This window comes from Achromobacter insolitus (assembly GCF_002209555.1).
GTDB classification, from domain to species: Bacteria; Pseudomonadota; Gammaproteobacteria; order Burkholderiales; family Burkholderiaceae_B; genus Achromobacter; species Achromobacter insolitus.
The window spans coordinates 315,838-342,586 of record NZ_NJIF01000004.1 but is presented as its reverse complement, the minus strand read 5'-3'; the positions used below and the strand labels follow the sequence as shown (position 1 = coordinate 342,586).

Sequence of the window (26,749 nt, the reverse complement as noted above, 5' to 3'; positions counted from 1 at the left end):
TTCAATGGGCCTCGGGGGCAAACTTGCGCACCAGCACCGCCCATTTGTCGTGTTCGCGCTGGATGAACGCACCGAATTGCGCGGGCGAACCGCCAACCGGTTCAGCGCCTTCCCGCAGCATCTGTTCGTTTAACCCGGGCAGGGCGGCATTTACCTCGCGATTGACGACATCCACCACTTGTTGCGGCGTGCCCTTGGGAGCGAAGAAGCCGAACCAGGAACCGGCGTCGAAGCCCGGATAGCCGGATTCGGCGATGGTGGGAAGGTCGGGCAGGGTGGCGGAACGCTGCGAGGTGCTGACCGCAAGCGCCCGAAGTTTGCCGGCGCGGATATGTCCGATGACGGACGGAATGGTGGCGAACATGAAGTCGATGCGCCCGGCCAGCAAGTCGTTGACCGCGTCCGCGCCCTTGTAGGGCACGTGGGTGGCGTTGACTCCCAGCTCGTCCATCAGCATGTAGCTGGACAGATGCGAGGAGGTGCCCACGCCGGTCGAGCTGTAGTTGAGCTGCCGCGCGGTCTTGACGTACTTCAGGAATCCCTGGATGTCCTGGGCGGGAAAGGACGGGGGCACCACCAGCACATTGGGCACGGTGGCGATCTGCACCATCGGAACCAGGTCGGTCAGCGGGCTGTAGGGCAGTTTGTTCAATGAGGGGTTGACGGCGATGGGGCCCACGGAATTGACGATCAGGGTGTGGCCGTCGGCCGCGGCCCGCACGACATACTCGGTGCCGATGTTGCCGCCCGCGCCGGGCTTGTTCTCGACCACGAAGGGCTGGCCCAGCTTTTGGGTCAGGGTGTTGGTGACGCTGCGGGTCAGGGTGTCGGTGGTGCCGCCCGGCGAGAACGCGACGATGACTTTCACCGGCCGGTCGGGATAGTCCGCCGCCGCGGTCGGCGCCAGCGTACAGGCGCCCGCCAGCGCTGCGGAAGCGAGCAGGGCTCGTGCAGTGTTCATGATGTCTCCTCGCGTGGGCGTAGTCGAGTTTTCGATGGCGCCGTGCCGCCACGCCGGCCGGCGCCTGCAAAATCAGGCAACTCAGTCGCGATAGCTCGGATCCATCCGGTCGAGCTTGCGCAGCAGCGCGGGCCACTCCATCACGCCATATGGCCGCCGCGTGCCAGGTTGGTAGTTGTTCCAGGTGTCGTGCAGCACGGGCGCGGCGACGGCCCTGAGCGGCGACTCCGTGGCCATGGCAGCAAGCTGGGAACGGCATGCCAGTTCCAGGCGGTGCATCCAGTTGAAGGCCTCCCCCACGGTCCGGCCCACGGTCAGCGCCCCATGGTTGCGCAGGATGAGCGCTTCGCCCTGGCCCAGGTCTTCCAGCAGCGAGGCTTGTTCTTCGAGGCCGAGCACCACGCCCTGGTAGTCGTGGTAGCCGATCTTCAGGAAACGCATCGCCGTCTGGGTCAGGGGCAGCAGGCCGCATTCGAGCGAGGACACGGCCATCGACGCCCAGCTGTGCGTATGGATGACGCAATCCACTTCGTGGCGGTGGGCGTGCACCGCGCTGTGGATCACATAGCCTGCCTTGTTGATGCCGTAGTCCAGCTCGCCGAAATCAGGGCGGGCCAGGATGGTGCCGTCCACGTCCACCTTGATCAGGCTGGACGCCGTGATTTCCTCGTACATCATCCCGTAGGGGTTGATCAGGAAGGCGTTGTCTTCGTCCGGCACGCGCGCCGAGATATGGTTGGCCATCATGTCGGCCATGCCATAGAGCTCGACGAGCCGATAACAGGCCGCGAGGTCGATGCGGGCATTCCACTCCGCCTCGGAACACTGCGGACGCATGGAGGCAATGCGCAGGCGCCCCGGCGCTTGGGGATCAGGTCTCATTGGAATTCGTGCAGATCTGTCGCCGCTGCACCATGCCGCGGCATCCTGGCTGGCAATTTATCTGCGGTGGCGGGCAGGGCCTAGCCACTGTGCCGGCATGGGGGCATCACGAATCGAGAAGGGTTGCCCCCGGCCAGCCGCCGTTGCGCACGAGCGCGCGCATCACGTCCAGGAGCACCACCCGCGCGGCCAGCGCCGCCGGCGACAGCTCTTCGTCGTTGATGCAATAGACCAGGTTGCGCCGGAACAGGAACGGATCATCGATGGGGTGCATGCTCAGCAGCCCCGATTCCACGCGGGCCACTGCCGCGCCAGGCTGGATGGTCGCCAGGGGATTGGCCTGCACCAGGTCCATCAGCGTGGTCAGCCCATCGATCTCCACGCCGATCCATGGTTCCACGCCTGCTCGCTCGAAGGCGGCCTCCACCCACGCCCTCAGGCCGTGGGCCTTGCTTGTCACTGCCTGAGGCAGGCTGCCCAGCTGCGCAATGGTGACCGGTTCGCCATCCGCTAGCGGCACCATGCCGCGGCGCGCAAGCAGGAACAATCGCTCATCCAGCACCGGGATGGCGCTGCGTCCCTGTGTGCTGTCGTTCTGGAACAGCACGGCCAGATCTAGCCGCCGGCCCGTGAGCAGTTCCCCCAGGTTGCCGGACAATCCTTCGACCAGGTGCAGCCGCACATTCGGGTAGCGCTCGGCCATGGCCGCGTAGAACGGCCGGGCCAGCACCGAAGCGGTGGTGGGGGCGAAGCCGACACTGACCATGCCGGAGAGCCGCGCCTCGCGCGCTGCGGCCACCGCGTTTTCAGCGTGCCGCAGCGTCAGCTGCGCCTGCCGCAGGAATGCCGTGCCGGCGGGGGTGGGCACCACGCCGGTGGGCGTGCGCACCAGCAAACGCGTGGCCAGCTCGCTTTCCAGGCGGCTGATCTGCTGGCTGAGCGCCGAGGCGACCACTTCGAGCTCGCGCGCAGCGCGGCCGATGCTGCCCAGTTCTGCGACGCGGACGAAGTAGCGGAGTTGGCGAAGTTCCATGGCGGCAGGCTAGAGGCGGAAGAGGGGATAGTAGCTGCCGCAGGCGCGCGCGCGCCGTTTTGCCGGCCTCGGGAAAACCAGTCTGACGGTTCAAAGAAATGTCAGGTATCTGACTTTATTCTGAACACCAAACGAAAATTGTTTACACTCTCATCCTCAAAATTCGAGTATGAGCGGGCCGCCGCGGGGGCGGGTGCCGTTCGAGTTACGGGAGAAAGTCGATGCGCAAGTTGCTGTTGGGAGCGGTATTGGCCGCTGCGGTATTCGGGGGAACGGCCCAGGCCGCGGTCGAGCCCAAGGCCGTGGTGGCCACGTATTCGGATCTGGCGCTGGCCGGTTACGAAGACTCGCTGACCTCTGCCAAGGCATTGCGCACCGCCATCGACGCCTTGATCGCCAAGCCCAGCGCCGAAACGCTCAAGGCCGCGCGCGAGGCCTGGCTCGCAGCGCGCGTGCCCTACCAGCAGACCGAGGCTTACCGCTTCGGCAACCCCATCGTCGATGACTGGGAAGGCCGCGTCAACGCCTGGCCGCTGGACGAAGGCCTGATCGACTACGTGGACGCGTCCTACGGCACCGAGAACGACGAGAACGCCTATTACGCCGTCAACGTCATCGCCAACTCCAAGATCTCGGTGGGCGGCAAGACCGTCGACGTCAGCAAGATCACTCCCCAGCTGCTGTCCGAAGTCCTGCACGAGGCCGACGGCAACGAAGCCAACGTGGCCACGGGCTACCACGCCATCGAATTCCTGCTGTGGGGCCAGGATTTGAACGGCACCGGCCCGGCACCGGCGGACCGCAAGGGCACGCCGCAGGAGCGCCACGCCGGCAATCGTCCGCACACCGATTTCGATCCCAAGCACTGCACGGGCGGCCACTGCGAGCGCCGGGTCGAATTCCTGAAGGCCGTGACCGACCTGCTGGTGACCGACCTGGAAGAAATGGTCGGCAACTGGAAGAAGGACGGCGCTGCGCGCAAGGCTGTCGAGGAAGATCCGAAGGCTGGCCTGATCGCCATGCTGACCGGGCTGGGCAGCCTGTCCTACGGCGAGCTGGCCGGCGAACGCATGAAGCTGGGCCTGATGCTGCATGATCCGGAAGAAGAGCACGACTGCTTCTCCGACAACACCCACAACTCGCACTACTACGACCAGATCGGCATCCGCAACGTCTACCTGGGCAGCTATACGCGCATCGACGGCAAGACCGTTACGGGCGCCAGCCTGTCGGAACTGGTGAAGGCCCGCGATCCCAAGCTGGACGCCGAAGTGCGCGCCAAGCTGGACGCCACCGTGGCCGCCATGCAGGCGATGAAGACGCGCGCCGAAACGGTCGAGACCTACGACCAGATGATCTCGGACGGCAACAAGGAAGGCAACGCCGTGGTGCAGGCCGCCATCGACCGCCTGGTCGACCAGACCCGCAGCCTCGAACGCGTGATCGCCCTGCTGGACCTGGGCAAGGTCGCCATCGAAGGTTCCGACAGCCTGGACAAACCTGACGCCGTATTCAAGTGAAACTCGTTTTAGCCGCCGTACTGGCGGCGTCGGCCCACGCCGGCGCCGCCGCTGCTCCAACCGGGCGCGACGATCTTTCGCCCGAAGACAATAAGCGCGTGACCGCCATCACCGCGCCCACGCGGGACTTCTCGAAGGCCGAGACCTTCGAAACCATGCAGGCGGGGGCAGCCACCACCAACAAGCTCATCAATGCCGACATCTTTTCGCAGCCGTCGGCGAACATGAGCTTCGAGGGGCGTCAGGAGTTCCAGGTCGGCAACGGCCTGTTCCGCAAGGACTGGGTCTCGGCGCCCGCATCCACGCAAGCCTCGGACGGCCTGGGTCCGCTGTTCAACGCGCGGTCCTGCCAGGCCTGTCATACCAAGGACGGGCGCGGCACGGTGCCGGGTTTCGATCCCCTGGAGCGCACCGACGCGGTGGCGCTGTTGCTGCGCCTGGCGGTCCCGGAAGGGCCGGATCGCGGCCACCCGCGGCTTTCCGCAGGTGAAATCGCGGCTTTGCCCGAACCGGTCTATGGCGTGCAGCTGCAGAACTTTGCGGTGGCGGGCCTGCCCGCCGAAGGCCGCATGGAAATCGAGTACGCGCCGGTTCCCGTCGCGCTCAATAGCGGTGAAACCGTCACCCTGATGAAGCCCACGTACCGCATCGAGAACCTGGGTTACGGCCCGATGCGCGCGGACACCCAGATTTCGCCTCGGCTGGCGCCGCCCATGATCGGGCTGGGCCTGCTGGAAGCCATACACGAGGCCGACATCCTGGCCAACGTGGGCGCGGACAAGCGCGATGGCATCGTCGGCAAGGCCAACTGGGTCACCGACGTGCGCACTGGCGCGCGAGCTCTGGGCCGCTTCAACCTGAAGGCTGGCCAACCCACGGTCGAGCAGCAGAGCGCCGCCGCCTTCTCCAATGACATGGGGCTGTCGACGCCCTTGTTCCCCAAGCATTCCGGCGACTGCACGCCCGCGCAGAAGCAATGCCTGGACATGCCGCACGGCGCGCAGCCGCGTTTCGGCCCGGAAGAAGTGCCGGCCAAGCTGATGGACTTCGTCACCATCTATTCCACCAACCTGGCCGTGCCGCAGCGCCGCGATGCCGATGATGCGCGCGTGCTCGCCGGCAAGAAACTGTTCTACGAAGCCAATTGCGTCGCCTGCCACGTGCCCAAGTACGTCACCAGCCGCAACGCCAAGCAGCCTGAGCATCGCTTCCAGCTGATCTGGCCCTACACCGACATGCTGGTGCACGACATGGGCGACGACCTGGCCGATGGCGTGTCCGACGGACTGGCCAATGGACGCGAATGGCGCACGCCGCCGCTGTGGGGCATCGGCCTGACCAAGACCGTGAATCCCAACGCCACCTGGCTGCATGACGGACGCGCGCGCACCTTGTTGGAGGCCGTGCTGTGGCATGGCGGCGCAGGCAAGCCCGCGCGTGACCGCGTGGTGGCGATGACGCCGGAGGAACGCGCCGATCTCATCCGTTTCCTGGAGTCGCTGTGATGGCGGGATTTGCCAAGCATCTGTTGAAGTGGACGGCTGCCGCCGCGCTGATCGGGGCCGCGCCCTGGCCCGTTCTTGCTGCGCCGCCCGCCGATCTGGGCGAGCGCCTTGCGCGCGATTACGCCCGGCCCGCGATGGCCAGGATGGTCGACGCGGCGTCGGCCCTGGATGGCGCGCTGGGCGTCTGGTGCGCGCAGCCCGGCGCCGCCGACGCGGCACGTGTGAAGCAGGCGTTCGAAAACCTCGCTCTGGCCTGGTCCGGCGTCGAGTTCCTGCGCTTTGGCCCGCTGGTACAGGCCAACCGCTACGAGCGCCTGGCCTTCTGGCCCGATACGCGCGGCGTCATGCCCAAGCAGGTGCAATCGCTCATCGCCGCCAAGGATGATGCCTTGCTCCAGCCTGGCGCCCTGTCGGGACGCAGCGTGGCGGTGCAGGGCCTGCCAGCGCTGGAGTATGTCCTTTATGGCGAACCGGCCTTGCTGCGGCGCAACGGCGAACAGGATTTCGCCTACGCCTGCGGCTACGCCAAGGCTGTCGCGGCCAACGTCACGCAGATTTCGCGCGATGTGGCGCAGGCCTGGAGCGCCGAAGGCGATTTCGGTCGGCAGTTTGCGCAACCCAATGCCGGCAACGACCTGTACCGCGACCAGCAGGAGGTCGCGGCCGAGGCCATGAAGTCTCTGTCCACTGGACTGCAATTCGCGCGCGACGTGAAGATACTGCCGGTGTTGGGCGACACCCCGGAAGCAGCGCGGCCCAAGCGCGCTGCATTCTGGCGCAGCCAGTTGTCCACGCGCCTGCTGGCCGCCAACCTGGATGGCTTGCAGGCCTTCTATCAGGCGGGCGCCTATGCCCTGCCCGCGGGTGAGGCTTGGATGGCCGTGTCGGTGCGCGGCGAACTGGAGAGCGCGGCGCGCACGCTGCAGACTGTGCCGGTTCCGTTGGAGCAGGCGCTCGCGCAGGAAGAAGGGCGCCGGCTGTTGACCCTGGCGGCGTTGACCCTCAAGAACGCCAAGGCCATCGTCGACCAGGATCTGGCGCCGGCTCTGGGCGTGACGATCGGATTCAATGCGCTCGATGGCGATTGACCGGCGCCGCTTTCTGTCGCTTGCCGCCGCCATGGGCCTGGCGCCGGCAGCGGCGCTCGCGGCCGCGCCCAAGGACGGCGCAGTTCTGTACTTGAGCGCGCGCAAGCGCGGCGGGCGCGACGAAGCCGTGTTGCTGGACGAGACCGGACATGATCGGCTGGTGGTGCCGATGCCTGCGCGCGGACACAGCTTCGCGATCGACTCCGCCAGCGGACGCGCCGTGGTCTTTGGTCGTCAACCTGGCTTTTTCGCGCTGGCATTTTCCCTGGACGGGGGCGAGCCCCAAGCGCTGCCCATGCATGAGGAACGCCATTTCTTCGGCCATGGCGCCTATCTGGAAGGTGGCCGGCTGCTGGCCGCCACGGAAAACGATTTTGAGGCGGGCCGGGGCGTGCTGGGGGTTTATGACGCTTCGCCCGGCGCTGCGTACCGCCGCATCGGAGAGTTCGATACCGGCGGCATCGGACCGCACGAGGTCGTGCTGATGCCTGACGGCAAGACACTCTGCGTCGCCAACGGCGGCATCCTGACGCATCCCGACTACGGCAAGCTGGAACTCAATCTGGACACCATGCGGCCCTCGCTGGCGTACATCGACGCGGCCAGCGGAGAACTGCTGGAGAAGGTCGAGCTGGAGCCGGCCTTGCACCGCCTTTCGATCCGCCATCTGGCGTTGGCCGCGGACGGCTGTATCTGGTTCGGCTGCCAATACATGGGTCCGGCGGCCGACCGTCCCGCCTTGGTCGGGCGTCACCGGCGCGGCGCGCGGCTTGAACTCTTCGAGGGTCCCGCTCAGACGCTGCGCCAGATGCGCAACTACGTCGGCTCGGTGGCGGTGGATGCTGCCGGCGCCGTGGTGGCGACGTCTAGTCCGGTGGGCGGGCAAGTAATGTATTGGGACGCGGCCAACGGCCGGTGCCTCGGTACCACTGCCTTGGCCGACGGTTGCGGCGTGGCGCCGGCGGCCGATGCCGGTTTCCTGCTGAGCAGTGGCCTGGGCGCCATGTTGCGCGCCGACGCGACGGGGGCGGAGACGCCCGTGCTGGCGCCGTCGCGCGAGGTGTCGTGGGACAACCATTTCCGCAAAGTGCCCGCGCAGGCCTGATCCTTTTCGCTTACAAAGCTTGACACAACAGGGCCGCAACGCGGCCCTGATCGCAAGCGTCATCTGATAAAGTTTTCGGCTGTTTTTTTCAGGCCGCCAGGCGCCCGTCGCGGGGCCGCCGCGCGGCCTCAACTTTTGCGCAGGAGTATCCATGGAAGAAGCCTTGAAAGAATTTAGCGCCTGGGCTCCCAGGCTGGTGGACCTGGGCCTCAATCTGCTTATCGCCTTGCTGATCCTCATCATCGGCTGGTGGGTGTCGTCCCTGCTGGGCAGCTGGGTGCGCCGCGCGGCCACGCGTTCCAGCAAGATCGATCCCACCATCGTGCCCATGTTCTACAGCACCGTGGTCTGGACGGTGCGCATCTTCACGGTGATCGCGGTGCTCGCGCGCTTCGGCGTGCAGACGGCCAGCCTGATCGCCGTGCTGGGCGCGGCCGGCCTGGCCGTGGGTCTGGCTCTGCAAGGCACGTTGCAGAACATCGCCGCAGGTATCATGCTCCTCATCCTGCGCCCCATACGCGCGGGCGAGTACGTGGCGCTGAGCACGGGCGTGGACGGCACGGTGGAAGAGGTCGGCCTGTTCCTGACGCGCCTGGTTCAGGTCGACGGCATTCACCTGACCCTGCCCAACAGCACGGTGTGGAATGCCACCATCACCAACTACAGCCGCAACAAGACGCGCCGCCTGGATATTCCCGTGCCGGTGCGCTATGGCGACGACCTGGAGGTGGTGGTGGCCAAGCTGCGCGCCATCGTGGATGCGCGCCCCGAAACGCTGAAAGACCCCGAGCCGCTGGTCAAGGTGGTCGACTACAAGGAAAACGGCGTGGTCGTGAACGTGCGCGTGTGGACCGAGGCGGCCAAGTATTGGGACCTGCGCTGGGGCTTGTACCAGGACATCCGCAAGTCGCTGGAGGACGCGGGCTTCCAGCCGCCGATTCCGATGCGCGAGATCCAGAACGCGAAGACGGGAGCGGCTGCCTGAAGCTGGTTTTTTCTCGCAGGAACGGAAACGGGCGCCCAGGGCGCCCGTTTTTTTTTACTGCTGCCAAAAGCGCTACGCCTGCATGGACAGGCGCGCCAGTTCGGTCTTGATCCAGCCGGCGATTTCGCGCTGCCGTTGGGCCGGCATGCGGTCGATAATGGCCGTCACGCTGACCGCCAGGATCGGCGCGCCCTGGGAATCCAGCAGCGCGCAGCCCACGCCGAGCGCACCGCGCACCGCGTGATTGCCCACAACGGAATAGCCGCGGGCGCGGGTGTTTTCGATCAGGCGGTACATTTCCTGTGGCGTCATGCCGCCGTACTCGTCCAGCCGGCCGGAGTTGCGCTCGACGATGCCGCGCGCGACGTCGTCGGGGAGGGCGGCCAGCAGGGCCATGCCGCCGGATCCCACGCCCAGCGGCTGGCGCTTGCCCGCATAGGTGGCCAGGATCTGCACGGGATAGCTGCCGATCTCGCGATGCAGGCTGATGGAATCGTCCTCTTCGCGCACTACCAGGAATACCGCGTCGCCGGTACGGTCGGCCAGGCGGCGCAACACGGGCAGCAACTGGCGCACGCGCGGGTCGCGCGAACGCGTGTCCGGGTCCACCGCCAGTTGGGCGCGGTACTTCTTGGTGCCCGTCACGGCCAGCACCAGCCCAGCGTCGAGCAGGGCGGCCAGCAGGCGGTAAATGGTGGGACGCTGTATGCCCGTCAGGCGGGCAATGTCGGTCACGCTCAGGCCGTCAGGGCCCTGGTCCCGCAGGGCTGCCAATACCGCCAATCCGCGCCGCAGTGTGCGTGGACCCGCAGCCGCGGCGTCGCTATCTTGCATGAAAATCTCTGAAAACTCGGGTTATTACGGAATATTCAAGGGAAAACCACTGTCCGTGCTGTGGACTCTACCTTGATGTGGTGCCTGTGTATAGCTCAGAATGCAGCATCGAACAATTCAAATCGTCCATTCAATGGACAGTACCCGCACGGAGACACTATGACTACAGGTCAAAAGCCTGGACTGCGGCGCATCGCCGCCACCCTTCTGGCTACCGCCGCAAGCGCATTCGCCCTGGGCTCCGCCCATGCCGCCTACCCCGACAAGCCCGTCCGTATCGTGGTCGGTTTTTCCGCGGGTGGCACCACCGACGTGATTGCTCGCATCATGGCCAAGGAACTGACCGAGAGCCTCGGCCAGTCCTTCGTGGTCGAGAACAAGCCGGGCGCCGGCAGCAATATCGCCACCGACCAGGTAAAGCGCGCAGACCCCGACGGTTACACGCTGCTGTTCGTGGCCGTGACCAGCGCCATCAACCAGACGCTGTACAAGAATGTCAACTTTGACCTGACCAAGGACTTTACGCCCGTGGCCCTGGGCGCCAAGGTGCCGAACATCCTGGTGGTGAACCCCCAAGTGCCCGTGAAGACGGTGCAGGAATTGGTGGACTACGCCAAGAAGAATCCCGGCAAGCTGGCGTTCGCGTCGTCCGGCAGCGGCACCTCCATCCACATGGCGGGCGAGCTCTTCAAGATGAGGACCGGCATCGACGTGCTGCACGTCCCGTACAAAGGCAGCGCGCCGGCCGTGACCGACCTGATCGGTGGCCAGGTGCAATTCATGTTCGACAACATGCCCTCGTCCTGGCCGCACGTGCAATCGGGCAAGCTGCGCGCCCTGGCTGTGACGACCAAGGAACGCTCCAAGAGCGCCCCGGATCTGCCCACGATGCAGGAAGCGGGTTTTGCCGATTTCGACGTGTCTTCCTGGTTCGGCATGATCGCGCCGGCCGGCACGCCGCCCGAGGTCGTGAACAAGCTCAATGCAGCCATGGTCAAGGCGCTGGACAAGCCCGAAGTGCAGAAAAGCTTCGAGAGCCTGGGTGCGGTGGGCGTCAAGACGACGCCGGCCGAATTCGGCCAGTTCATCAAGTCGGAAGTCGAAGGCTGGGCCCCCGTGGTCAAGGCCTCGGGCGCCAAGGTGGACTGATTTTCGATTTCCGGGCGGCGAGCCGCCCGGCAAACCTTGCAGGGGACAGGCGCGAGCCTGCCCCTATTTTTTTGTTCCGTCGTTGCGGCGCGCGGTGGCCAGCATGGCGGTGCAGACGCCACGCATCATGTCCACTTCGTCGCGGCTCAAGGCATGGCGGGAGAACAGATGGCGCATGCGCGGCATCAGCTTCTTGGGGTGCGCCGGATCCAGGAACTGCACGCCGATCAGTGCTTCTTCCCAGTGCGCCAGGAAGGCCTGGACGGCTTCGCTGGAGGCCGGGGCCGCGCCGCGCGGCGCTTCTTGCGCGGTGGAGGCGGGCAGCAGCGCCGCGCCCTGGTCCACCAGCAGTGCGTAGCGCAGCTCCCAGGCAGCCAGTTGCAGCGCCTGGGCCACGTTCAGCGAGCTGTATTCGGGATTGGCCGGGATGTGGCAGATACGGTGACACAGCGCGATCTGGGCGTTGGTGAGCCCGGCGCGTTCCGTGCCCAGCACCACGGCGGCCACGCCCTCGGCGGTTTCGCCCAGGTGGACGCGGGCCAGGTCGGCGGCCTGGCGGATATCGCAGGGCGGCGGGCCCAGGTCGCGCACGCGGGCGGTCAACGCGAAAGCCATGGTGACGGGCGCCAGCGCCTCTTCCAAAGTAGCGTGGATCCGGGCATTTTCCAGCACGTCCAACGCGCCGCTGGCCAGCGCCACGGCCTCCGGTTGGCTTGTTACATCTGGAAATTTGGGCTCGACCAGGACCAGTTCGGAGAATCCCATCGTCTTGATGGCGCGGGCCGCCGAACCCACGTTTCCGGGGTGGCTGGGGTTCACCATGATGAACCGAACACGTGAAAATGCTTGAGTCATTTAAAATGGCACGTTTGGCTTAGTGCCTTCCTGGTTTTTTGGGTCGATTTCCCCGGTTGGGGAGCGGCGGACCGGGGGGCGGCAAGCGGCCTACCATCAAGCCAACTCATCGCATTCGTACGGAATTTTATGCACCCGATGCTCAACATCGCCATCAAGGCGGCCCGGCGTGCCGGCACCATTATCAACCGTGCCAGCATGGATTTGGAACGACTCAGCGTGGCTCGCAAGGGGCCGCGGGATTATGTCACGGAAGTCGATCGCGCCGCCGAGGAGTCGATCGTCGAGACGCTGCGCGCCGCGTACCCGGACCACGCCGTCCTGGGCGAGGAATTCGGCCTGCAAGGCCCCGACCAGGCTGAATTCCAGTGGATCATCGATCCCCTGGACGGCACCACGAACTTCATCCATGGCCTGCCCAACTACGCCGTGTCCATTGCGTTGACGCAGCGCGGCCAGGTCACGCAGGCGGTCATCTATGACCCCACCCGCAATGAACTCTTCACGGCCAGCCGCGGCAGCGGCACGTTCCTGAACGACCGCCGCGTGCGCGTGTCGGGCCGCACCCGCTACCACGAGGCCCTGCTGGGCGCCCATTGGCCCAATTCCGGCGACCCGGAGCAAGGCTCCGCGCGTTTTCGCCAGATGGCCGAAGGCAGCACTGGCGTACGCCGCCTGGGTTCCACGGTGCTGGATCTGGCCTACGTGGCGTGCGGCCGCCTGGACGGCTTCTGCGGCGTTGGCCTGAAGTCCTGGGACCTGGCTGCGGGCAGCCTGATGGTGCTGGAGGCTGGCGGCCTGGTCGCGGACTTCGACGGCGAGCAAGGCTGGATGGACACCGGCAATGTGCTGGCCGCCAGCCCGAAGATCTTCACGCAGATGCTGTCTTCGTTGAACCCGCCTTCGGCGGCCTGAAGCGGGGCGCCTCCGCCATAAGGAAACACCGGCCCCGGGGGCCGGTTTTTTCATGGGCGGCCGCTGCGCATGGGCTTGATCCCGAAGACTGAACGCGGCGCGATTGATGTCCATCAATGGCACTGCGCCGGTGCGGCTCTAGACTTGTGGGTGGCGGCGGCGCAGGCATTTGCCTCGCGTGTATGAAGGCCGCGACGTTTACGGAGAAGTTCCCATGCTGGCAAAAGCCACCCTAGCCATCACCCTGTCCGCAGCCAGCCTGCCCGTGTTTGCCGCCCAGTGCGAGGCGACCATCGAGAGTAACGACGCCATGCAGTACAACGTGAGCGAGATGGTCGTCGACAAGAGCTGCAAGCAATTCACCGTGCATCTCAAGCACGTCGGCAAGTTGCCCAAGACCGCCATGGGCCACAACTGGGTGCTCACCAAGGACGCCGACAAGACCGCGGTGGCCACCGAGGGCATGACTGCGGGTCCGGCGCAGGACTACGTGAAGGCGGGCGATACCCGCGTCATCGCGCATACCAAGGTCATTGGGGGCGGTGAGTCCGATTCCGTGACTTTCGACGTTTCCAAGCTGACTCCCGGCGAGGCCTATGCCTACTTCTGCTCTTTCCCGGGCCACTGGGCCGTGATGAAGGGCACGCTCAAGCTCGGCAGCTGATCCTCCTCCGCGCAAAAACCGGCTCCAGGCCGGTTTTTTTTGCTTTGCGAGATCCGTCCAGGCCCGCAATGCCCGGGTTCCCAAGGCTTAAACCCCGTGTACATCAGGCATACGGAGGGGGCGCGTCACCGGCGTGTCACGGATTTTCCATGTACGATTACCGGTCGTGTAACTTCTGGAGCTCCTGATGGAGTGGCTGCTGGACCCCACTGCGTGGGTCGGCTTGCTTACCCTGGTCATCCTTGAGATCGTCCTGGGGATCGATAACCTGATTTTCATCGCCATCCTGGCGGACAAGCTGCCCCCTGCGCAACGCGACCGCGCGCGCATCATGGGCCTGAGCCTGGCGCTCATCATGCGTCTTGGCCTCTTGTCGGTCATGTCATGGCTGGTCACGCTGACCACCCCCCTGTTTTCCATCGGCCCGCTATCGTTCTCGGGCCGCGACCTGATCCTGATGATCGGCGGCCTGTTCCTGCTGTTCAAGGGCACCATGGAACTGCACGAGCGCCTGGAGGGCTCCCAGCACGGCGGCTCGTCGGGCCCGCGCGTGTATGCCAGCTTCTGGGTGATCGTGACGCAGATCGTGGTGCTGGATGCGGTGTTCTCGCTGGACTCCGTCATCACCGCGGTAGGCATGGTGGACCATCTGGCCATCATGATGATCGCCGTCGTCATCGCCATCGGCATCATGCTGCTGGCGTCCAAGCCGCTGACGCGCTTCGTCAATGCCCACCCCACGGTAGTGGTGCTGTGCCTTGGCTTCCTCCTCATGATCGGCTTTTCGCTGCTGGCGGAGGCCTTCGGCTTCAAGGTGCCCAAGGGCTATCTGTATGCCGCCATCGGCTTCTCGGTCGCCATCGAGGCGCTCAACCAGGTGGCGCGCCGCAACCTGCTCAAGCTGGATGCGCGCCGCCCCATGCGCGAGCGCACCGCCTCCGCCGTGTTGCGCATGCTGGGCAAGCGGCCGCCAGCGGACGAGCCCGACCTGCCCAGCGCGGACGGTCCGGCCATTCCCGCCTTCGGGGTCGAGGAACGCAATATGGTCAGCGGCGTGCTGACGCTGGCCGAACGTTCCATCCGCTCGATCATGACGCCGCGCACGGACGTCTCCTGGATCAATATCGACGACGACCCGGAAACCATCCGTCACCAGCTGACCGAAGCGCCGCACAGCTTTTTCCCCGTGTGCAGGGGGTCGCTGGACGAGGTGCTGGGCATTGGCCGCGCCAAGGACCTGGTGGCGGACCTCATCACCGAGGGCAGGGTGCGTCGCAACCGCCTGCGCGACCCCATTATCGTGCATGAGTCCATCGGCATCCTGCGCCTCATGGACACGCTCAAGCGCTCGCGCGGCCAGCTGGTGCTGGTGGCGGACGAGTTCGGGGCGATCGAAGGCCTGGTGACGCCCATCGACGTCTTCGAGGCGATCGCCGGCGAATTCCCCGACGAGGACGAACTGCCAGACATCGTCGCCGACGGCGAGAACACCTGGAAAATCGACGGTGCGGCCGACCTGCACCATGTCGAGCAAGTGCTGGAAACCGAGGGCCTGGTCGATGACGCCCAGGATTTTTCAACCCTGGCGGGATATCTGCTGTCGCGCTTCGGGCACTTGCCCAAGCCGGGCGACGTCTGCGAGTACGAAATTCATCACGAGCATTTCCGCTTTGAAGTCCTGGAAATGGACGGCCGCCGCATCGCGCTGGTGCGCGTGGAGAAGCGGCCGCAGGAAATGCTCGCCGACGACGAATCCCTAGCCAACGATTAACTGGAACCGACCTGCCATCGTGACCGAAAACACTCTATATCTGTTCAAAGCTTTCGTCCTGGGCATCATTGAGGGCCTGACGGAGTTCATTCCCGTGTCCAGCACTGGGCACCTCATCCTGGTGGGCGACTGGATCAATTTCCAGTCCAGCCAGGGCAAGGTCTTCGAAGTGGTGATCCAGCTGGGGTCCATCCTGGCGGTGATGTGGGTGTTCCGCGCGCGCCTGCTGACGCTGATCCGCGGCACGCTGACCGGCGTGCCCAGCGAGGTGGCCTTCACCCGCAACCTGATCATTGCCTTCTTGCCCGCAGCCGTCATCGGCGCGATCTTCATCAAGGCCATCAAGGGCATCTTCTACCATCCCGCCGTGGTGGTCGTGACGCTGGTGCTGGGCGGCCTGATCATGCTTTACGTGGAACGCAAGACCCACCATACGCCGGGCGACGTGCCCGGCGCGGCGGACGATACGGCTTCCGACGAGCGCGCCACGGCTCGCACGCTGGAGCAGATTTCCTGGAAGCAGGCATTGGGCGTGGGCGTGGCGCAATGCCTGGCCATGATCCCTGGCACCTCGCGTTCGGGCGCCACCATCATCGGCGGCATGATTGCGGGCATCCAGCGCAAGACGGCCACCGAGTTCTCGTTCTTCCTCGCCATGCCCACCATGCTGGGCGCGGCGGTCTACGACATGTACAAGAACTTCGACGTGCTCACCCAGCACGACCTGTCGGGCATCGCGGTGGGCTTTATTGCCGCCTTCCTGAGCGCGATGGTCGTGGTGCGCGCCGTGCTGCGCTTTGTCGCCAACCACACCTATCGCGTGTTTGCGTGGTACCGGATCGTGTTCGGCGGCGTGGTCGCGGCCTGGATCTTTACCCGCTGAGCCGGCTGGCGCTTGTTGCCAGCACCAATGACAAGGGCCGCAAATGCGGCCCTTGTCGTTTTCGGTCATGCGGTGGAGCGCGGGGGCGCTACGCTTCCGTTTCCAGGTCGTAGAACTGCAGGCCGTCGCGGTCGATGACCAGCCAGCCGCCGCGGGCGGGCGAGACGTGGTCGCAGTCCCAGTCGGGCAGCACCCAGCGTTCACGCTTCTTGCCATCCACTTCCAGCACGTGGCGGGCCGGGCGATGGGTATGGCCATGCACCAGGACGCGTACGCCGGTCTCGCGGAAGACCGATACGATGGCGGCGGCGTTGACGTCCATGATTTCCATGGACTTCATCTGGTTGGCCGCCTGGCTTTCGCCCCGGGCCTGCTGTGCCATGGCCAGCCGTTCGGGGATCGTCTTGGACAGGAACTCAGCCTGCCAGCGGGGATCGCGGACCATCTTGCGGAATTGCTGGTAGGCGGCGTCGTCCGTACAGAACTCGTCGCCGTGGGTCAGCAAGACCTGGCCGTAATCCGTTTCCAGCAGCGCCGGCTCGGGCAGCAGCTTGGCGCCCAGGGCCTGGGCCAACTCTTCCCCAATGAGGAAGTCGCGGTTGCCGCGGCCCAGCCACACCGGAATGCGGCTGGCGGTGTCGCGCAGCGCCGTCAGCGCCGTGGCGAGCCACGGCGGCGCGGCGCGGATCACATCGTCGCCGATCCAGGCATCGAAGATGTCGCCCGGCAGCAGCAGGGCGCCGGCTTCCTCCCGCGCGGCCTCCAGGAAGGCCAGGAAGGCCTCCGAGGTGGCCGGCGTGGCCGGCCCCAGATGCAGGTCGGACGCCAGCCAGATGGGGCCGGACAGGGCGATCTTATTCAAGAACTTCGGCCTTCTCGATGATCACGTCGTCGTTGGGGACGTTCTGGTGGAAGCCCTTGTTGCCGGTCTTCACGCCCTTGATCTTGTCGACCACGTCCGTGCCTTCGGTCACGGTGCCGAACACGGCATAGCCCCAGCCGTTGGGCGTGGGCGCGGTGAAGTTCAGGAAGTCGTTGTTGGAGACGTTGATGAAGAACTGCGCCGTGGCCGAGTGCGGATCGCTGGTGCGGGCCATGGCCAGGGTGTACTTGTCGTTCTTCAGGCCGTTGTTGGCTTCGTTTTCGATCGGAGCATGGGTCTGCTTCTGCTTCATGCCGGGTTCGAAGCCGCCGCCCTGGATCATGAAGCCATCGATCACGCGGTGAAACACCGTGCCGTTGTAGAAGCCTTCCTTGACGTAGGTCAGGAAATTCTCGACGGTCTTGGGAGCCTTGGCGGCATCCAGCGTGATGACCATGTCGCCTTGGTTCGTTTGGAGCTTGACGCGGGGGTTGGTGCTCATGGCTTTTGTGCCTTCAGAGGTGGAGGTGGAGGAATTGGCCGCGGGGGCGGCGCTGACGAGCGCTGGGGCGAATGCAGCCAGCGCGAACGAGCACGCCGTCAGGCGCAGCAGGTGTAGGGGGGAGTAGCGGGACATCATTTGCCGTGTTTATCCTTCAGCATGGTTTCGACTTCGCGGACCTTGTCCTGCATACCGGGCACGCCATCGCGGGCGGCCTTCTTGTAGGTGTTCAAGGCCTGCAGAAGTTGCAGGTCGCCCATATTGGCGCGGGCGGCGGCATAGTTGGGGTCGGCGCGCAGGGCCATCGAGAGCGCATCTTGCGCCCGGTCGAGTTCGCCCCGGGCAGCATATAGAGCCGCCAGGTTGTTCCAAGGTTCCGGCAATTCCGGAAAGCGGTTGGTCATCTCGGTGTAGACGTCGATGGCCTCGTTGCTGCGGTTCAGGGCTGCCAGCGCGCGCGCGTGCTGGAACATCAGCTGCACGTCGGTGCCCCGCTGGTCCTTGATCTGCTCCTGGCGCTTTTCGATCATGGCGAGCGCTTCTTCGTTGTCGCCGCGATTCAGCAGGCGCTCGATGTGCGTCGTGATCTGCGACGGCGAGGGCGTCAGGCGCGTGTCGACGCTGGGCTGGGCCGCTTCCAGCAATTTGGCCAGGCTGTCCCAGCCGCCTTCGGGCGGAATGGGATCCAGGGTGGTGCGGTTGGCGTTGGGATTCGTTCCACCGCCGCCCGCCATCGACTGGGCCAGAGCGGCTCCAACCGGCGCGCCCGCAAGGGCCAGGGCGAGCAGGGCGACGCGAAAGCGCGGCTTGATAGTCACTTGGGCATCCGTTAAAAGTCGTGGCAGGTCGACGCTCACGCGCGCGACCGGGCCGCTTGCTATACTTGACGACCGCCATTTTAGCCCCGGTTGGGTTTTGGCTCGACATTGGGGACGAACCCCGGCGATTCGTTCATCAGGGCGGGTTTGAAATCCGGCTCGAGCCCGACTTCAAAGCCGGATTCGAACTGCGGGGCTCGGAATGGTCCGCGCCAGTGAGATTATGGCTCGGGGCCGCAATGCGGGATCGATAGCGGACCCGGCGGTACACGTCGAAGGTATTGTCCTTCGGCAACAACTTTCCGTAACCGCCACGGAAAACTTGGATAAAGTCTATAAGCGCCATGCTGCAAATCTACAACACGTTGTCGCGTACCAAAGAACCGTTCAAGCCGGCCCAGGCCGGTCAGGTGCGCATGTACGTGTGTGGCATGACCGTCTATGACTTCTGCCACCTGGGCCATGCCCGCATGCTGGTGTCCTTCGACATCGTGCAGCGCTGGCTGCGCGCCAGCGGCCTGGCGGTGGACTATGTGCGCAACATCACGGATATCGACGACAAGATCATCCGCCGCGCCGTCGAGACCAACCGCCGCCTCGGCGAAGTCACCGAGTTCTACATCGACGCCATGCACGCCGACGAGCGCGCCCTGGGCGTCCAGTCGCCGGACCGCGAGCCGCGCGCGACCGAGTATGTCGGCGAGATGCTGGACATCATCGGCAAGCTCGAGCAGAACGGCCTGGCCTACCAGGCCGATGATGGCGACGTGAACTACTCCGTCCGCGGCTTCCCGGGATACGGCAAGCTGTCCGGCAAGACGCTGGACGACCTGCGCGCCGGCGAGCGCGTGGCGGTGGGTTCGGCCAAGCGCGATCCGCTGGATTTCGTGCTGTGGAAGTCCGCCAAGGCGGACGAGCCGGACGACACCAAGTGGGAATCGCCCTATGGCCTGGGCCGTCCGGGCTGGCATATCGAGTGCTCGGCCATGAGCAAGTCGCTGCTGGGCCTGCCGTTGGATATCCATGGCGGCGGTCCGGACCTGAAGTTCCCGCACCACGAAAACGAGATCGCCCAGACCGAGGGCGCCTTCGGCGGCACGCTCGCCAATATCTGGATGCACTGCGGCCCGCTCATGGTCGATTCGGACAAGATGTCCAAGTCGCTCGGCAATTTCCGCACGATCCGCCAGACCATCGCACAGGACGAGCCCGCGGCCGACCAGGCGGTGTACCGCGTCAACCCGCGCGAAGCGGAAATGGTGCGCTTCTTCATCGTGCGCAATCACTACCGCAGCTCGCAGAACTACACGCCGGACAACCTGGTCGACGCGCAGAACGCGCTCGACCGTCTGTACCAGGCGCTGCAGAACGTCCCCGCCGATGCCCAGGGCATCGACTGGAACGAGCCGCAAGCCCAGGCCTTCAAGGCGGCCATGGACGACGACTTCAACAGCTCGGGCGCCGTGGCGGCGCTGTTCGAACTGGCCTCGGAGGCCAATCGCAGCAAGAGCGCGCGCAGCGCCGGGCAGTTGAAGGCGCTGGCGTCGCTGCTGGGCCTGCTGCAGCAGGAGCCGGCGGCGTATTTCCAGTCGCCTACCCGCTATTCGGCGGCAGCGATGGAGCAGGGCGACCGCCGCGAGCTGGACGCGGTCGCCATCCAGTCCCTGATCGATGCGCGCGCGGCCGCCAAGGCGGCCCGCAATTTCGCGGAAGCCGACCGTATCCGCGCGGAGCTGCGCGAGGCCGGCATCGAACTCGACGACAAACCGGGCGGCGTGACGCAATGGCGTCGGGCTTGAACCCGCAGGATACGCCCGCCATGTCCACCGTCGACCTCGAGATTCCCAAGCCCGAGTATTGGGAAGCCGCCGTAGCCCACCTGATGCGGCGCGACCGCATCCTCAAGAAGATCATTCCCCAGCACCCCGAGGTCTGGCTAACCTCGCGCGGCTCGCCTTTCGTGACGCTGGCGCGGGCGATCATCGGACAGCAGGTGTCCAGCAAGGCGGCCGACGCCGTCTGGACCCGGTTCATCGAAGCCGTGGGCAAACGGCCCACGCCTGTGGCCGTGTTGCGGGTGGGCCTGGACGGCCTGCGCGCGGCGGGGCTGTCGCAGCGCAAGGCCGAGTACGTCCTGGACCTTGCCGTGCATTTCGGCGAACGCCGGGTCCATCCCGAGAAATGGGCGGCAATGGACGACGAAGCCGTCATTTCCGAATTGACCGCCATCCGGGGCATCGGGCGCTGGACGGCGGAGATGTTTTTGATTTTCAATCTGCAGCGGCCTGATGTCCTGCCGCTGGATGATCCTGGGTTGCTCAAGGCAATCTCGCTACACTATTTCAGCGGCGAGCCTGTCTCGCGCTTCGAGGCTCGCGAAGTCTCGTTGGCGTGGCAACCCTGGCGTACCGTGGCGACCTGGTATCTGTGGCGCAGTCTGGAACCGACTCCGGTTCAGTACTGACGCACGCCAGGCAGCCCATCTACGGAACCACACTACATGCGCAATACATTTCTGGAATTCGAACAACCGCTCGCCGAGCTTGAGAACAAGATCGAGCAGCTGCGCTACGTGCAGGCCGATTCGGCCGTAGACATCTCCGACGAGATCGGACGTCTGCAGCAGAAGAGCCAGACCTTGGCCAAGGAAATCTACGCCAAGCTCACGCCTTGGCAAACGGCCCTGGTCGCCCGCCATCCCCAGCGTCCCTACACGCTGGACTACGTGCGCGAAATGTTCACCGATTTCCACGAACTGCACGGCGACCGCATGTACGCCGACGACCAGTCCATCGTGGGCGGCCTGGCGCGTTTCAACGGCACGCCCTGCATGGTCATTGGCCATCAGAAGGGCCGCGACACCAAGGAACGCGCCGCCCGCAATTTCGGCATGCCGCGTCCGGAGGGCTATCGCAAGGCCCTGCGCCTGATGCGCCTGGCCGAGAAATTCGGCATTCCGGTGTTCACGTTCGTGGATACCCCGGGCGCCTATCCCGGCATCGGCGCCGAAGAGCGCGGCCAGTCCGAAGCGATCGGCCACAATCTCTATGCCATGGCCGAACTGAAGGTTCCGGTCATCTGCACCATCATCGGTGAAGGCGGCTCCGGCGGGGCCCTGGCCATCGCCGTGGGCAATGCCGTGCTGATGCTCCAGTACGCGACCTATGCCGTGATCTCGCCGGAAGGCTGCGCCTCGATCCTGTGGCGCAGCGCCGACAAAGCGCCCGAAGCCGCCGAAGCGCTGGCCATCATCGCCCCGCGACTCAAGGATCTGGGCCTGGTGGACCGCGTGGTCAACGAGCCGGTGGGCGGCGCCCACCGCGACCCGCGCGTCATGGCCCGCTTGCTGCGCCGCGCGCTGGGCGACGCCCTGCGCCAGCTCCAGGGCATGACACCCGAGCAGCTCGTGGAACAGCGCGTCCAGCGCCTGCTGTCCTACGGCGCCTACCAGGAAGTGCGCGCCTGAGCATGCTGGGCGCCGGCAGGCTTGCCGGCGCCGCGGCTTCGCGCCACGCGCCCCTTGTTCCATGACCGCCCGCCAAGCGCCCGACACCACGCCTCGGGCCGCGGCGGGCGTTGTTCCTTCCCTTCCCGTGTCGGCCGAGCTGGCGGCGGCCTTGCGCCACGCCTTGCAGGCGCTGCCGGAGCGCGCGCCGCGCATTGCGGTAGCGCTTAGCGGCGGCGCGGATTCGGCCATGCTTGCCGTGCATGCGGCCCCCGTGGCACGCGAGCTCGGCATCGACCTCGTTCTATTCCATGTGCATCACGGCCTGCAGGCCGCCGCCGACGCCTGGACGCAGCACGTCCAGGCGCTGGCCGGGCTGTTGGCGTTGCCGCTGTCCGTGGCGAGGGTCGACGTGGCACAGGCGGCGGGCAAGGGCATCGAGGCGGCGGCGCGTGATGCGCGCTATGCGGCGCTGGCGCAATTGGCGCGCGAGCAGGACGTCACGCATGTGCTCCTCGCCCATCATCGCAACGACCAGGCGGAAACCGTCTTGCTGCGCCTCTTGCGCGGCACGGGACTGACCGGCATGGCGGCCATGGCGCCCGTGTCCAGGCGCGATGGCCTGGTCTACCTGCGTCCGTGGCTGGATATCGGCCGCGACACGATCCTGCAGGCGGCCGATGCGGTAGCGGCAGCCAGCGGCTGGCGGCCCGTGCAGGACCCCACCAATGCCGATCCCCACTACACGCGCGCCGCCCTGCGCGAATTGCTGGCTCCGGTGCTGGACGCCCGCTGGCCGGGGTGGCGCGGCATCGTCGCGCGGCATGCGCGGCACATGGGAGAGGCGGCGCAAATCCTGGACGAAGTGGCGCGGGAGGATTTGGCCGCGCTCGATCCCTCGGCCGATGGAGCCAGTTTTTCCTTGCAGGCCTGGCGCGGGCTTTCCGACGCGCGGCAGGCGCACGTGTTGCGGTATTGGTTGCAGCAGAATGGCGCGCGCATGCCGACCGACGCCCGGATGCGCGACCTGTTGCGCCAATTGCGCGGGCTGCACAGCCTGGGCCATGATCGCCAGCTGCGGGTGGAGCAGGCCGGCCACGTCATTCGTTGCCACCGGGGCAGGGTCTGGGTCGAACCTCGGCATTGAACGGGAGCAAGCGGGGCGTCTGGCGGCCTGGCGTCCCCGAAATACCGCTGCGCGGACAGAATTTTGCACAAGCTGCGCAATTTTTTACCGTCGCGCTAGAATATACGGCTTTGCCCGTCAACCTTTTGCGGCGGGTTCCCAGCCAGAGTACGAGATGTCCCTGATCGTTCACAAATATGGCGGTACTTCGATGGGCTCGGTCGAGCGCATCAAAAACGTGGCGCGTCGCGTCGCGAAGTGGCACGCCGCCGGCCACCAGGTTGTCGTTGTTCCGTCGGCGATGGCAGGCGAGACCAATCGCCTGCTCGGCCTGGCGCGCGAAATTTCGCCCCAGCCCGATAGCCGCGAACTCGACATGATTGCCGCCACCGGCGAGCAGGCCAGCAGCGGCCTGTTGGCCATTGCCTTGCAAGCCGCTGGCGTGCCGGCCCGCAGCTATGCCGGCTGGCAAGTGCCCGTGCGCACGGATTCGTCCTTCACGAAGGCGCGTATCACGTCGATCGACGACGAGCGCATCCGCGCCGATCTGGACGCAGGCCGCGTGGTCATCGTCACGGGTTTCCAGGGCGTCGATCCCGAAGGCCACATCACCACGCTGGGCCGCGGCGGTTCCGATACCTCGGCCGTGGCCGTGGCGGCCGCCATCAAGGCCGACGAATGCCTGATCTATACCGACGTGGACGGCGTCTACACGACCGATCCGCGCGTGGTGCCCGAAGCGCGCCGCATGGCCGTCGTTTCCTTCGAGGAAATGCTGGAAATGGCGTCGCTGGGTTCCAAGGTCCTGCAGATCCGCTCGGTTGAATTCGCCGGCAAATACCGTGTGCCGGTCCGGGTCCTGTCCTCGCTGACCGACCCGCTTATCCCGCTCGAAGAAGAAATGGTCTCGGGCACGCTGATTACTTTTGAGGAAGACGAAAAAATGGAAGCCGCCGTTGTCTCCGGCATCGCCTTCAGCCGCGACGAAGCCAAAATCACCTTGCTGGCCGTTCCGGACAAGCCCGGCATCGCCTTCTCCATCCTGGGTCCGGTCGCCGCCGCCAACATCGACGTCGACATGATCGTGCAGAACCAGTCCGTGGCTGGCACGACCGACTTCTCGTTCACCGTCAACCGCAACGAGTTCGCTCGCGCCGTCGACCTGCTCAAGCGCGAAGTCATCCCGGCCGTGGGCGCGCGTGAACTGTCCACCGACGAGAAGGTCGCCAAGGTCTCCATCGTCGGCATCGGCATGCGCTCGCACGTGGGCGTGGCCAGCCTGATGTTCCAGACGCTTTCGCAAGAAGGCATCAACATCCAGATGATCAGCACCAGCGAGATCAAGACCTCGGTGATCATCGACGACAAGTACATGGAATTGGGCGTGCGCGCGCTGCACAAGGCCTTCGGCCTGGACCAGGCGCCCGCTGAAAAGGCCTGAGACCAGACTGTGGCACGATTTTTTTTGCGATGAATGCCCCATAGCGGGCAAGAGTGAAAAAAGTCGTGCTAGAATCTCGTTCTCTTCGGAGATGTGCCCGAGAGGCTGAAGGGGCTCCCCTGCTAAGGGAGTATGTGGCTAAAAACTGCATCGTGGGTTCGAATCCCACCATCTCCGCCAGATTCTCTCCGATCTGGCTTCGGCTGGTCCGGAGATAAAAAACCCGCAATTGCGCAAGCGATTGCGGGTTTTTTCATGGGCCGCGGCTTTGTTCATATGGGCGCGCCGCAAGCCTGGGTGCCGCTGCGCGGTCAGACACGCGCCGTGCCCCGACATGAGAGAATTCCAGATTCCCTTTTACGCGCTCCGCCCTTGAAACACCTGCTCGCCACCCTGGACCGGCTGGATGATTTCGACGAAGTCATCGATGTGCGCACGCCGCTCGAATTCGCCGACGACCATATTCCTGGCGCCACCAACGCGCCGGTGCTGAGCAACGAAGAACGCGTGGTGGTGGGCACGTTGTACAAGCAGGTCTCGCCCTTCGAGGCCTCGCGAGTGGGCGCCGCGCTGGTGGCGCGCAATATCGCGGCGCACCTGGACACGACCTTCGCGGACCGGCGCCAGGGCTGGCGCCCGTTGATCTATTGCTGGCGCGGCGGCACCCGTTCCGGCTCCATGACGACGATGTTCAACATGATAGGTTGGCGGGCGCGGCAACTCGATGGCGGCTACAAGACCTATCGCCAGGCCACGCTGGACGCCCTGGAAAGCCTGCCCGCCGGCTTGCGCTACGTTGTGTTGGCCGGCCCCACTGGCAGCGGCAAGACGCGATTGCTGAATGCCCTGGAGCAGGCGGGCGCGCAGACGCTGGACCTGGAGCGCCTGGCCTCGCATCGCGGGTCGCTGCTGGGCGCGTGGGCCGGTGTCGCACAGCCTTCGCAAAAGGGCTTCGACACGCGCCTGGCGCAGCGCTTGCGCGCATTCGATCCGGCGCGGCCAGTATTCGTCGAAGCGGAAAGCCGCAAGATCGGCGCGGTCGCGTTGCCGGCCGCGCTGCTTGCGGCGATGCACGCCAGTCCGTGTGTCGAAGTGAGCTCCAGCCGCGCGGATCGCGCGACCTTCCTGCTGCAGGACTACGCGCACCTGTTCGAAGATCCAGAATCGCTCAAGGCGCAGTTGCAGCGCATGATCGGCCTGCACAGCCGCGAGCGCGTGTCTGGATGGCTGGCCTTGGTCGATAGCGGCGCGCGCCGCGAGCTGGCGCAGGAACTGATAGACCGCCACTACGACCCGGCTTACGCGCGCAGCTGCCATGCGCATTTCAAGCAGTTGTCCCGGGCGCTGCCGCTGGAGTTCCGTCCCAACGACGACGATGTGGTCGAGCAGGCGAGGGCGCTCCTGGCCAGACTGGATATGGCTGGCAGCGCCTGAGCCGCGCTCAGTCGATGCGCACGCCCGTCATGTCGACCAGCTTGCGCCAGTTCTTCACCTCGTCTTCCTGGTAGGCCTTGAGATCCGCGGGGCTGCCTGCGGCCGGAGTCATGCCGATCTGTGCGGACAGCTGGCGCAGCTCGGCGGTGTCGAGTACCTGCCTGACCTCGGCATTGATGCGCTCGACGATGGGGGCGGGCGTGTCGCGCGGTGCGAACATCGCAAACCACACCACCAGTTCATGCCGGTCCAGGCCGCTCTCGGCCACCGTCGGAATGTCGGGAGCAAACGGGGCGCGTTGGGGCGTGGTCACGGCCAGGGCGCGCACCTTGCCTGCGGCAATCTGCGGCAATGAGGGGCCGACGTTCTCGAAGGCATAGGAGATGCGCCCGCTCATGAGGTCGGTCATCATGCCGCCGACATTGCTGTACAGCACTGTGGTCACGTCGATGTCGGCCATGTGCCTGAGCAGTTCCACCCAGACCCGCGCCGTGGTGTTGCTGGCGCCGAAATTGATCGCGCCCGGTTGGGCCTTGGCTGCCGCGACCAGCTCGGGAAGCGTCGTTGCCTTTGCGCTGGCATTGCCGATCAGGATCATGGGCAGGCGGCCCATCAGCGCGATGGGGGCGAAGTCCTTGACTGGGTCATAGGGCAGGCGTTGATACAGGCTGGCATTGGCCGCCATGGGACCATTGGTGCCCATCAGGACGGTATAGCCGTCCGGCGCGCTGCGGGCCACGTACGCGGCGCCTATGCCGCCGCCGGCACCTGGCTTGTTTTCCACCGTGACCGGTTGTCCCAGCCGTTCGCTCAGGCCCTTGGCAACGCCGCGCGCCAGCGTATCGGTCGCGGATCCGGCGCCGAATGGAACGACCATATTGATCGGTTTGTCTGGGAAGGCGGCGCTCGCGTTCAGACAGGCCGCGCCCAGCGCCAGCGCTGCGGCGATTTGCTTCATCTTGTTGGACATT

The 26,749-nt window shown here is 65.6% G+C and carries 25 protein-coding genes and 1 tRNA gene; 17 read left to right on the top strand and 9 right to left on the bottom strand.

Annotated elements, in window-relative coordinates:
• Window position 1 precedes the first annotated feature (1 nt).
• The 3 genes from CEY08_RS16635 to CEY08_RS16625 form a co-directional block, all read right to left on the bottom strand.
• Window positions 2–961: a Bug family tripartite tricarboxylate transporter substrate binding protein gene (locus CEY08_RS16635; protein WP_042794493.1), complete on the bottom strand. Its 960-nt coding sequence runs from the start codon at window positions 959–961 to the stop codon at window positions 2–4.
• A gap of 81 nt (window positions 962–1,042) precedes the next feature.
• A complete protein-coding gene (locus tag CEY08_RS16630) occupies window positions 1,043–1,843 on the bottom strand; it encodes a class II aldolase/adducin family protein (RefSeq protein ID WP_076814722.1) in 801 nt (266 codons plus the stop codon).
• A gap of 106 nt (window positions 1,844–1,949) precedes the next feature.
• A complete protein-coding gene (locus tag CEY08_RS16625; protein ID WP_042794491.1) occupies window positions 1,950–2,876 on the bottom strand; it encodes a LysR family transcriptional regulator in 927 nt (308 codons plus the stop codon).
• A gap of 221 nt (window positions 2,877–3,097) precedes the next feature.
• On the opposite strand from CEY08_RS16625, the gene CEY08_RS16620 reads away from it, so the two are divergent.
• The 5 genes from CEY08_RS16620 (at window position 3,098) to CEY08_RS16600 (ending at window position 9,079) form a co-directional block, all read left to right on the top strand.
• Window positions 3,098–4,396 carry an imelysin family protein gene (locus CEY08_RS16620; RefSeq protein ID WP_042794490.1) on the top strand — a complete coding sequence of 433 codons (1,299 nt, stop codon included), beginning with the start codon at window positions 3,098–3,100 and terminating at the stop codon, window positions 4,394–4,396.
• Window positions 4,393–5,901, top strand: a complete 1,509-nt coding sequence (locus CEY08_RS16615) for a di-heme oxidoreductase family protein (RefSeq protein ID WP_076814721.1) — start codon at window positions 4,393–4,395, stop codon at window positions 5,899–5,901. Before CEY08_RS16620 ends, CEY08_RS16615 begins: the two co-directional genes overlap by 4 nt.
• Window positions 5,901–6,989, top strand: a complete 1,089-nt coding sequence (locus CEY08_RS16610; protein WP_063641110.1) for an imelysin family protein — start codon at window positions 5,901–5,903, stop codon at window positions 6,987–6,989. The genes CEY08_RS16615 and CEY08_RS16610 overlap by 1 nt, the downstream gene beginning before the upstream one ends.
• Window positions 6,979–8,094 carry a DUF1513 domain-containing protein gene (locus tag CEY08_RS16605; protein WP_076817805.1) on the top strand — a complete coding sequence of 372 codons (1,116 nt, stop codon included), beginning with the start codon at window positions 6,979–6,981 and terminating at the stop codon, window positions 8,092–8,094. Before CEY08_RS16610 ends, CEY08_RS16605 begins: the two co-directional genes overlap by 11 nt.
• Before the next feature lie 151 nt (window positions 8,095–8,245).
• Window positions 8,246–9,079 carry a mechanosensitive ion channel family protein gene (locus CEY08_RS16600; RefSeq protein WP_063960339.1) on the top strand — a complete coding sequence of 278 codons (834 nt, stop codon included), beginning with the start codon at window positions 8,246–8,248 and terminating at the stop codon, window positions 9,077–9,079.
• A gap of 72 nt (window positions 9,080–9,151) precedes the next feature.
• Here CEY08_RS16600 and CEY08_RS16595 read toward each other — a convergent pair whose 3' ends face one another.
• Complete coding sequence (locus CEY08_RS16595; protein WP_042794488.1) at window positions 9,152–9,913, bottom strand: IclR family transcriptional regulator; 762 nt, start codon at window positions 9,911–9,913, stop codon at window positions 9,152–9,154.
• Window positions 9,914–10,072: 159 nt separating this feature from the next.
• Between CEY08_RS16595 and CEY08_RS16590 the strand changes: the two genes are divergently transcribed.
• Window positions 10,073–11,062, top strand: a complete 990-nt coding sequence (locus CEY08_RS16590; protein WP_063641112.1) for a Bug family tripartite tricarboxylate transporter substrate binding protein — start codon at window positions 10,073–10,075, stop codon at window positions 11,060–11,062.
• Between the two features lie 63 nt (window positions 11,063–11,125).
• Here CEY08_RS16590 and CEY08_RS16585 read toward each other — a convergent pair whose 3' ends face one another.
• Window positions 11,126–11,917, bottom strand: a complete 792-nt coding sequence (locus CEY08_RS16585; protein WP_076814719.1) for an RNA methyltransferase — start codon at window positions 11,915–11,917, stop codon at window positions 11,126–11,128.
• Window positions 11,918–12,046: 129 nt separating this feature from the next.
• Here CEY08_RS16585 and CEY08_RS16580 point away from each other — a divergent pair, with 129 nt between their 5' ends.
• From CEY08_RS16580 to CEY08_RS16565, 4 genes are all read left to right on the top strand, one after another.
• Window positions 12,047–12,832 carry an inositol monophosphatase family protein gene (locus tag CEY08_RS16580; RefSeq protein WP_063641114.1) on the top strand — a complete coding sequence of 262 codons (786 nt, stop codon included), beginning with the start codon at window positions 12,047–12,049 and terminating at the stop codon, window positions 12,830–12,832.
• 214 nt (window positions 12,833–13,046) lie between these two features.
• The gene (gene azu / locus CEY08_RS16575) at window positions 13,047–13,496 is read left to right on the top strand and encodes an azurin (RefSeq protein ID WP_042794486.1); all 450 of its coding nucleotides are present in this window, start codon (window positions 13,047–13,049) and stop codon (window positions 13,494–13,496) included.
• Between the two features lie 187 nt (window positions 13,497–13,683).
• Window positions 13,684–15,267, top strand: a complete 1,584-nt coding sequence (locus CEY08_RS16570; RefSeq protein WP_042794485.1) for a TerC family protein — start codon at window positions 13,684–13,686, stop codon at window positions 15,265–15,267.
• Window positions 15,268–15,286: 19 nt separating this feature from the next.
• Window positions 15,287–16,150 (top strand): undecaprenyl-diphosphate phosphatase, encoded by an 864-nt coding sequence (locus CEY08_RS16565; protein WP_042794484.1) that lies wholly within the window; start codon window positions 15,287–15,289, stop codon window positions 16,148–16,150.
• Window positions 16,151–16,238: 88 nt separating this feature from the next.
• Here CEY08_RS16565 and CEY08_RS16560 read toward each other — a convergent pair whose 3' ends face one another.
• The 3 genes from CEY08_RS16560 to CEY08_RS16550 all read right to left on the bottom strand — a co-directional run bounded on the left by CEY08_RS16560 (window position 16,239) and on the right by CEY08_RS16550 (window position 18,332).
• The gene (locus CEY08_RS16560; protein WP_063641115.1) at window positions 16,239–17,012 is read right to left on the bottom strand and encodes a UDP-2,3-diacylglucosamine diphosphatase; all 774 of its coding nucleotides are present in this window, start codon (window positions 17,010–17,012) and stop codon (window positions 16,239–16,241) included.
• A complete protein-coding gene (locus tag CEY08_RS16555) occupies window positions 17,005–17,514 on the bottom strand; it encodes a peptidylprolyl isomerase (protein WP_059372043.1) in 510 nt (169 codons plus the stop codon). The genes CEY08_RS16560 and CEY08_RS16555 overlap by 8 nt, the downstream gene beginning before the upstream one ends.
• A gap of 134 nt (window positions 17,515–17,648) precedes the next feature.
• Window positions 17,649–18,332 carry a tetratricopeptide repeat protein gene (locus CEY08_RS16550; protein WP_042794481.1) on the bottom strand — a complete coding sequence of 228 codons (684 nt, stop codon included), beginning with the start codon at window positions 18,330–18,332 and terminating at the stop codon, window positions 17,649–17,651.
• Between the two features lie 344 nt (window positions 18,333–18,676).
• Here CEY08_RS16550 and cysS point away from each other — a divergent pair, with 344 nt between their 5' ends.
• The 7 genes from cysS (at window position 18,677) to mnmH (ending at window position 25,778) form a co-directional block, all read left to right on the top strand.
• On the top strand, window positions 18,677–20,131 hold the full coding sequence (cysS, locus tag CEY08_RS16545) for a cysteine--tRNA ligase (protein ID WP_076814717.1): 1,455 nt from the start codon (window positions 18,677–18,679) through the stop codon (window positions 20,129–20,131).
• A gap of 20 nt (window positions 20,132–20,151) precedes the next feature.
• Window positions 20,152–20,796 (top strand): DNA-3-methyladenine glycosylase family protein, encoded by a 645-nt coding sequence (locus CEY08_RS16540; RefSeq protein ID WP_042797224.1) that lies wholly within the window; start codon window positions 20,152–20,154, stop codon window positions 20,794–20,796.
• Between the two features lie 36 nt (window positions 20,797–20,832).
• Window positions 20,833–21,798, top strand: coding sequence for an acetyl-CoA carboxylase carboxyltransferase subunit alpha (locus tag CEY08_RS16535; protein WP_042794478.1), 966 nt, complete (start codon window positions 20,833–20,835; stop codon window positions 21,796–21,798).
• 61 nt (window positions 21,799–21,859) lie between these two features.
• The gene (gene tilS / locus CEY08_RS16530) at window positions 21,860–22,924 is read left to right on the top strand and encodes a tRNA lysidine(34) synthetase TilS (RefSeq protein WP_082900559.1); all 1,065 of its coding nucleotides are present in this window, start codon (window positions 21,860–21,862) and stop codon (window positions 22,922–22,924) included.
• A gap of 154 nt (window positions 22,925–23,078) precedes the next feature.
• A complete protein-coding gene (locus tag CEY08_RS16525) occupies window positions 23,079–24,344 on the top strand; it encodes an aspartate kinase (protein ID WP_042794477.1) in 1,266 nt (421 codons plus the stop codon).
• Between the two features lie 87 nt (window positions 24,345–24,431).
• Window positions 24,432–24,524: transfer RNA gene (locus CEY08_RS16520), tRNA-Ser, on the top strand.
• Window positions 24,525–24,716: 192 nt separating this feature from the next.
• Entirely contained in the window at window positions 24,717–25,778 is a 1,062-nt protein-coding gene (mnmH, locus tag CEY08_RS16515) for a tRNA 2-selenouridine(34) synthase MnmH (protein WP_076814715.1), read from the top strand.
• A 7-nt stretch (window positions 25,779–25,785) separates the two neighbouring features.
• Here mnmH and CEY08_RS16510 read toward each other — a convergent pair whose 3' ends face one another.
• Window positions 25,786–26,748 carry a Bug family tripartite tricarboxylate transporter substrate binding protein gene (locus CEY08_RS16510; protein WP_076814714.1) on the bottom strand — a complete coding sequence of 321 codons (963 nt, stop codon included), beginning with the start codon at window positions 26,746–26,748 and terminating at the stop codon, window positions 25,786–25,788.
• Between the last annotated feature and the right edge of the window lies 1 nt (window position 26,749).

Coding starts and splice junctions, on each gene's coding strand:
- CEY08_RS16635 (WP_042794493.1), bottom strand. CDS start 961: ATGAACACTGCACGAGCCCTGCTCGCTTCCGCAGCGCTGGCGGGCGCC.
- CEY08_RS16630 (WP_076814722.1), bottom strand. CDS start 1,843: ATGAGACCTGATCCCCAAGCGCCGGGGCGCCTGCGCATTGCCTCCATG.
- CEY08_RS16625 (WP_042794491.1), bottom strand. CDS start 2,876: ATGGAACTTCGCCAACTCCGCTACTTCGTCCGCGTCGCAGAACTGGGC.
- CEY08_RS16620 (WP_042794490.1), top strand. CDS start 3,098: ATGCGCAAGTTGCTGTTGGGAGCGGTATTGGCCGCTGCGGTATTCGGG.
- CEY08_RS16610 (WP_063641110.1), top strand. CDS start 5,901: ATGGCGGGATTTGCCAAGCATCTGTTGAAGTGGACGGCTGCCGCCGCG.
- CEY08_RS16605 (WP_076817805.1), top strand. CDS start 6,979: ATGGCGATTGACCGGCGCCGCTTTCTGTCGCTTGCCGCCGCCATGGGC.
- CEY08_RS16600 (WP_063960339.1), top strand. CDS start 8,246: ATGGAAGAAGCCTTGAAAGAATTTAGCGCCTGGGCTCCCAGGCTGGTG.
- CEY08_RS16595 (WP_042794488.1), bottom strand. CDS start 9,913: ATGCAAGATAGCGACGCCGCGGCTGCGGGTCCACGCACACTGCGGCGC.
- CEY08_RS16590 (WP_063641112.1), top strand. CDS start 10,073: ATGACTACAGGTCAAAAGCCTGGACTGCGGCGCATCGCCGCCACCCTT.
- CEY08_RS16585 (WP_076814719.1), bottom strand. CDS start 11,917: ATGACTCAAGCATTTTCACGTGTTCGGTTCATCATGGTGAACCCCAGC.
- CEY08_RS16580 (WP_063641114.1), top strand. CDS start 12,047: ATGCACCCGATGCTCAACATCGCCATCAAGGCGGCCCGGCGTGCCGGC.
- azu (WP_042794486.1), top strand. CDS start 13,047: ATGCTGGCAAAAGCCACCCTAGCCATCACCCTGTCCGCAGCCAGCCTG.
- CEY08_RS16570 (WP_042794485.1), top strand. CDS start 13,684: ATGGAGTGGCTGCTGGACCCCACTGCGTGGGTCGGCTTGCTTACCCTG.
- CEY08_RS16555 (WP_059372043.1), bottom strand. CDS start 17,514: ATGAGCACCAACCCCCGCGTCAAGCTCCAAACGAACCAAGGCGACATG.
- cysS (WP_076814717.1), top strand. CDS start 18,677: ATGCTGCAAATCTACAACACGTTGTCGCGTACCAAAGAACCGTTCAAG.
- CEY08_RS16540 (WP_042797224.1), top strand. CDS start 20,152: ATGTCCACCGTCGACCTCGAGATTCCCAAGCCCGAGTATTGGGAAGCC.
- CEY08_RS16535 (WP_042794478.1), top strand. CDS start 20,833: ATGCGCAATACATTTCTGGAATTCGAACAACCGCTCGCCGAGCTTGAG.
- tilS (WP_082900559.1), top strand. CDS start 21,860: ATGACCGCCCGCCAAGCGCCCGACACCACGCCTCGGGCCGCGGCGGGC.
- CEY08_RS16525 (WP_042794477.1), top strand. CDS start 23,079: ATGTCCCTGATCGTTCACAAATATGGCGGTACTTCGATGGGCTCGGTC.
- CEY08_RS16510 (WP_076814714.1), bottom strand. CDS start 26,748: ATGTCCAACAAGATGAAGCAAATCGCCGCAGCGCTGGCGCTGGGCGCG.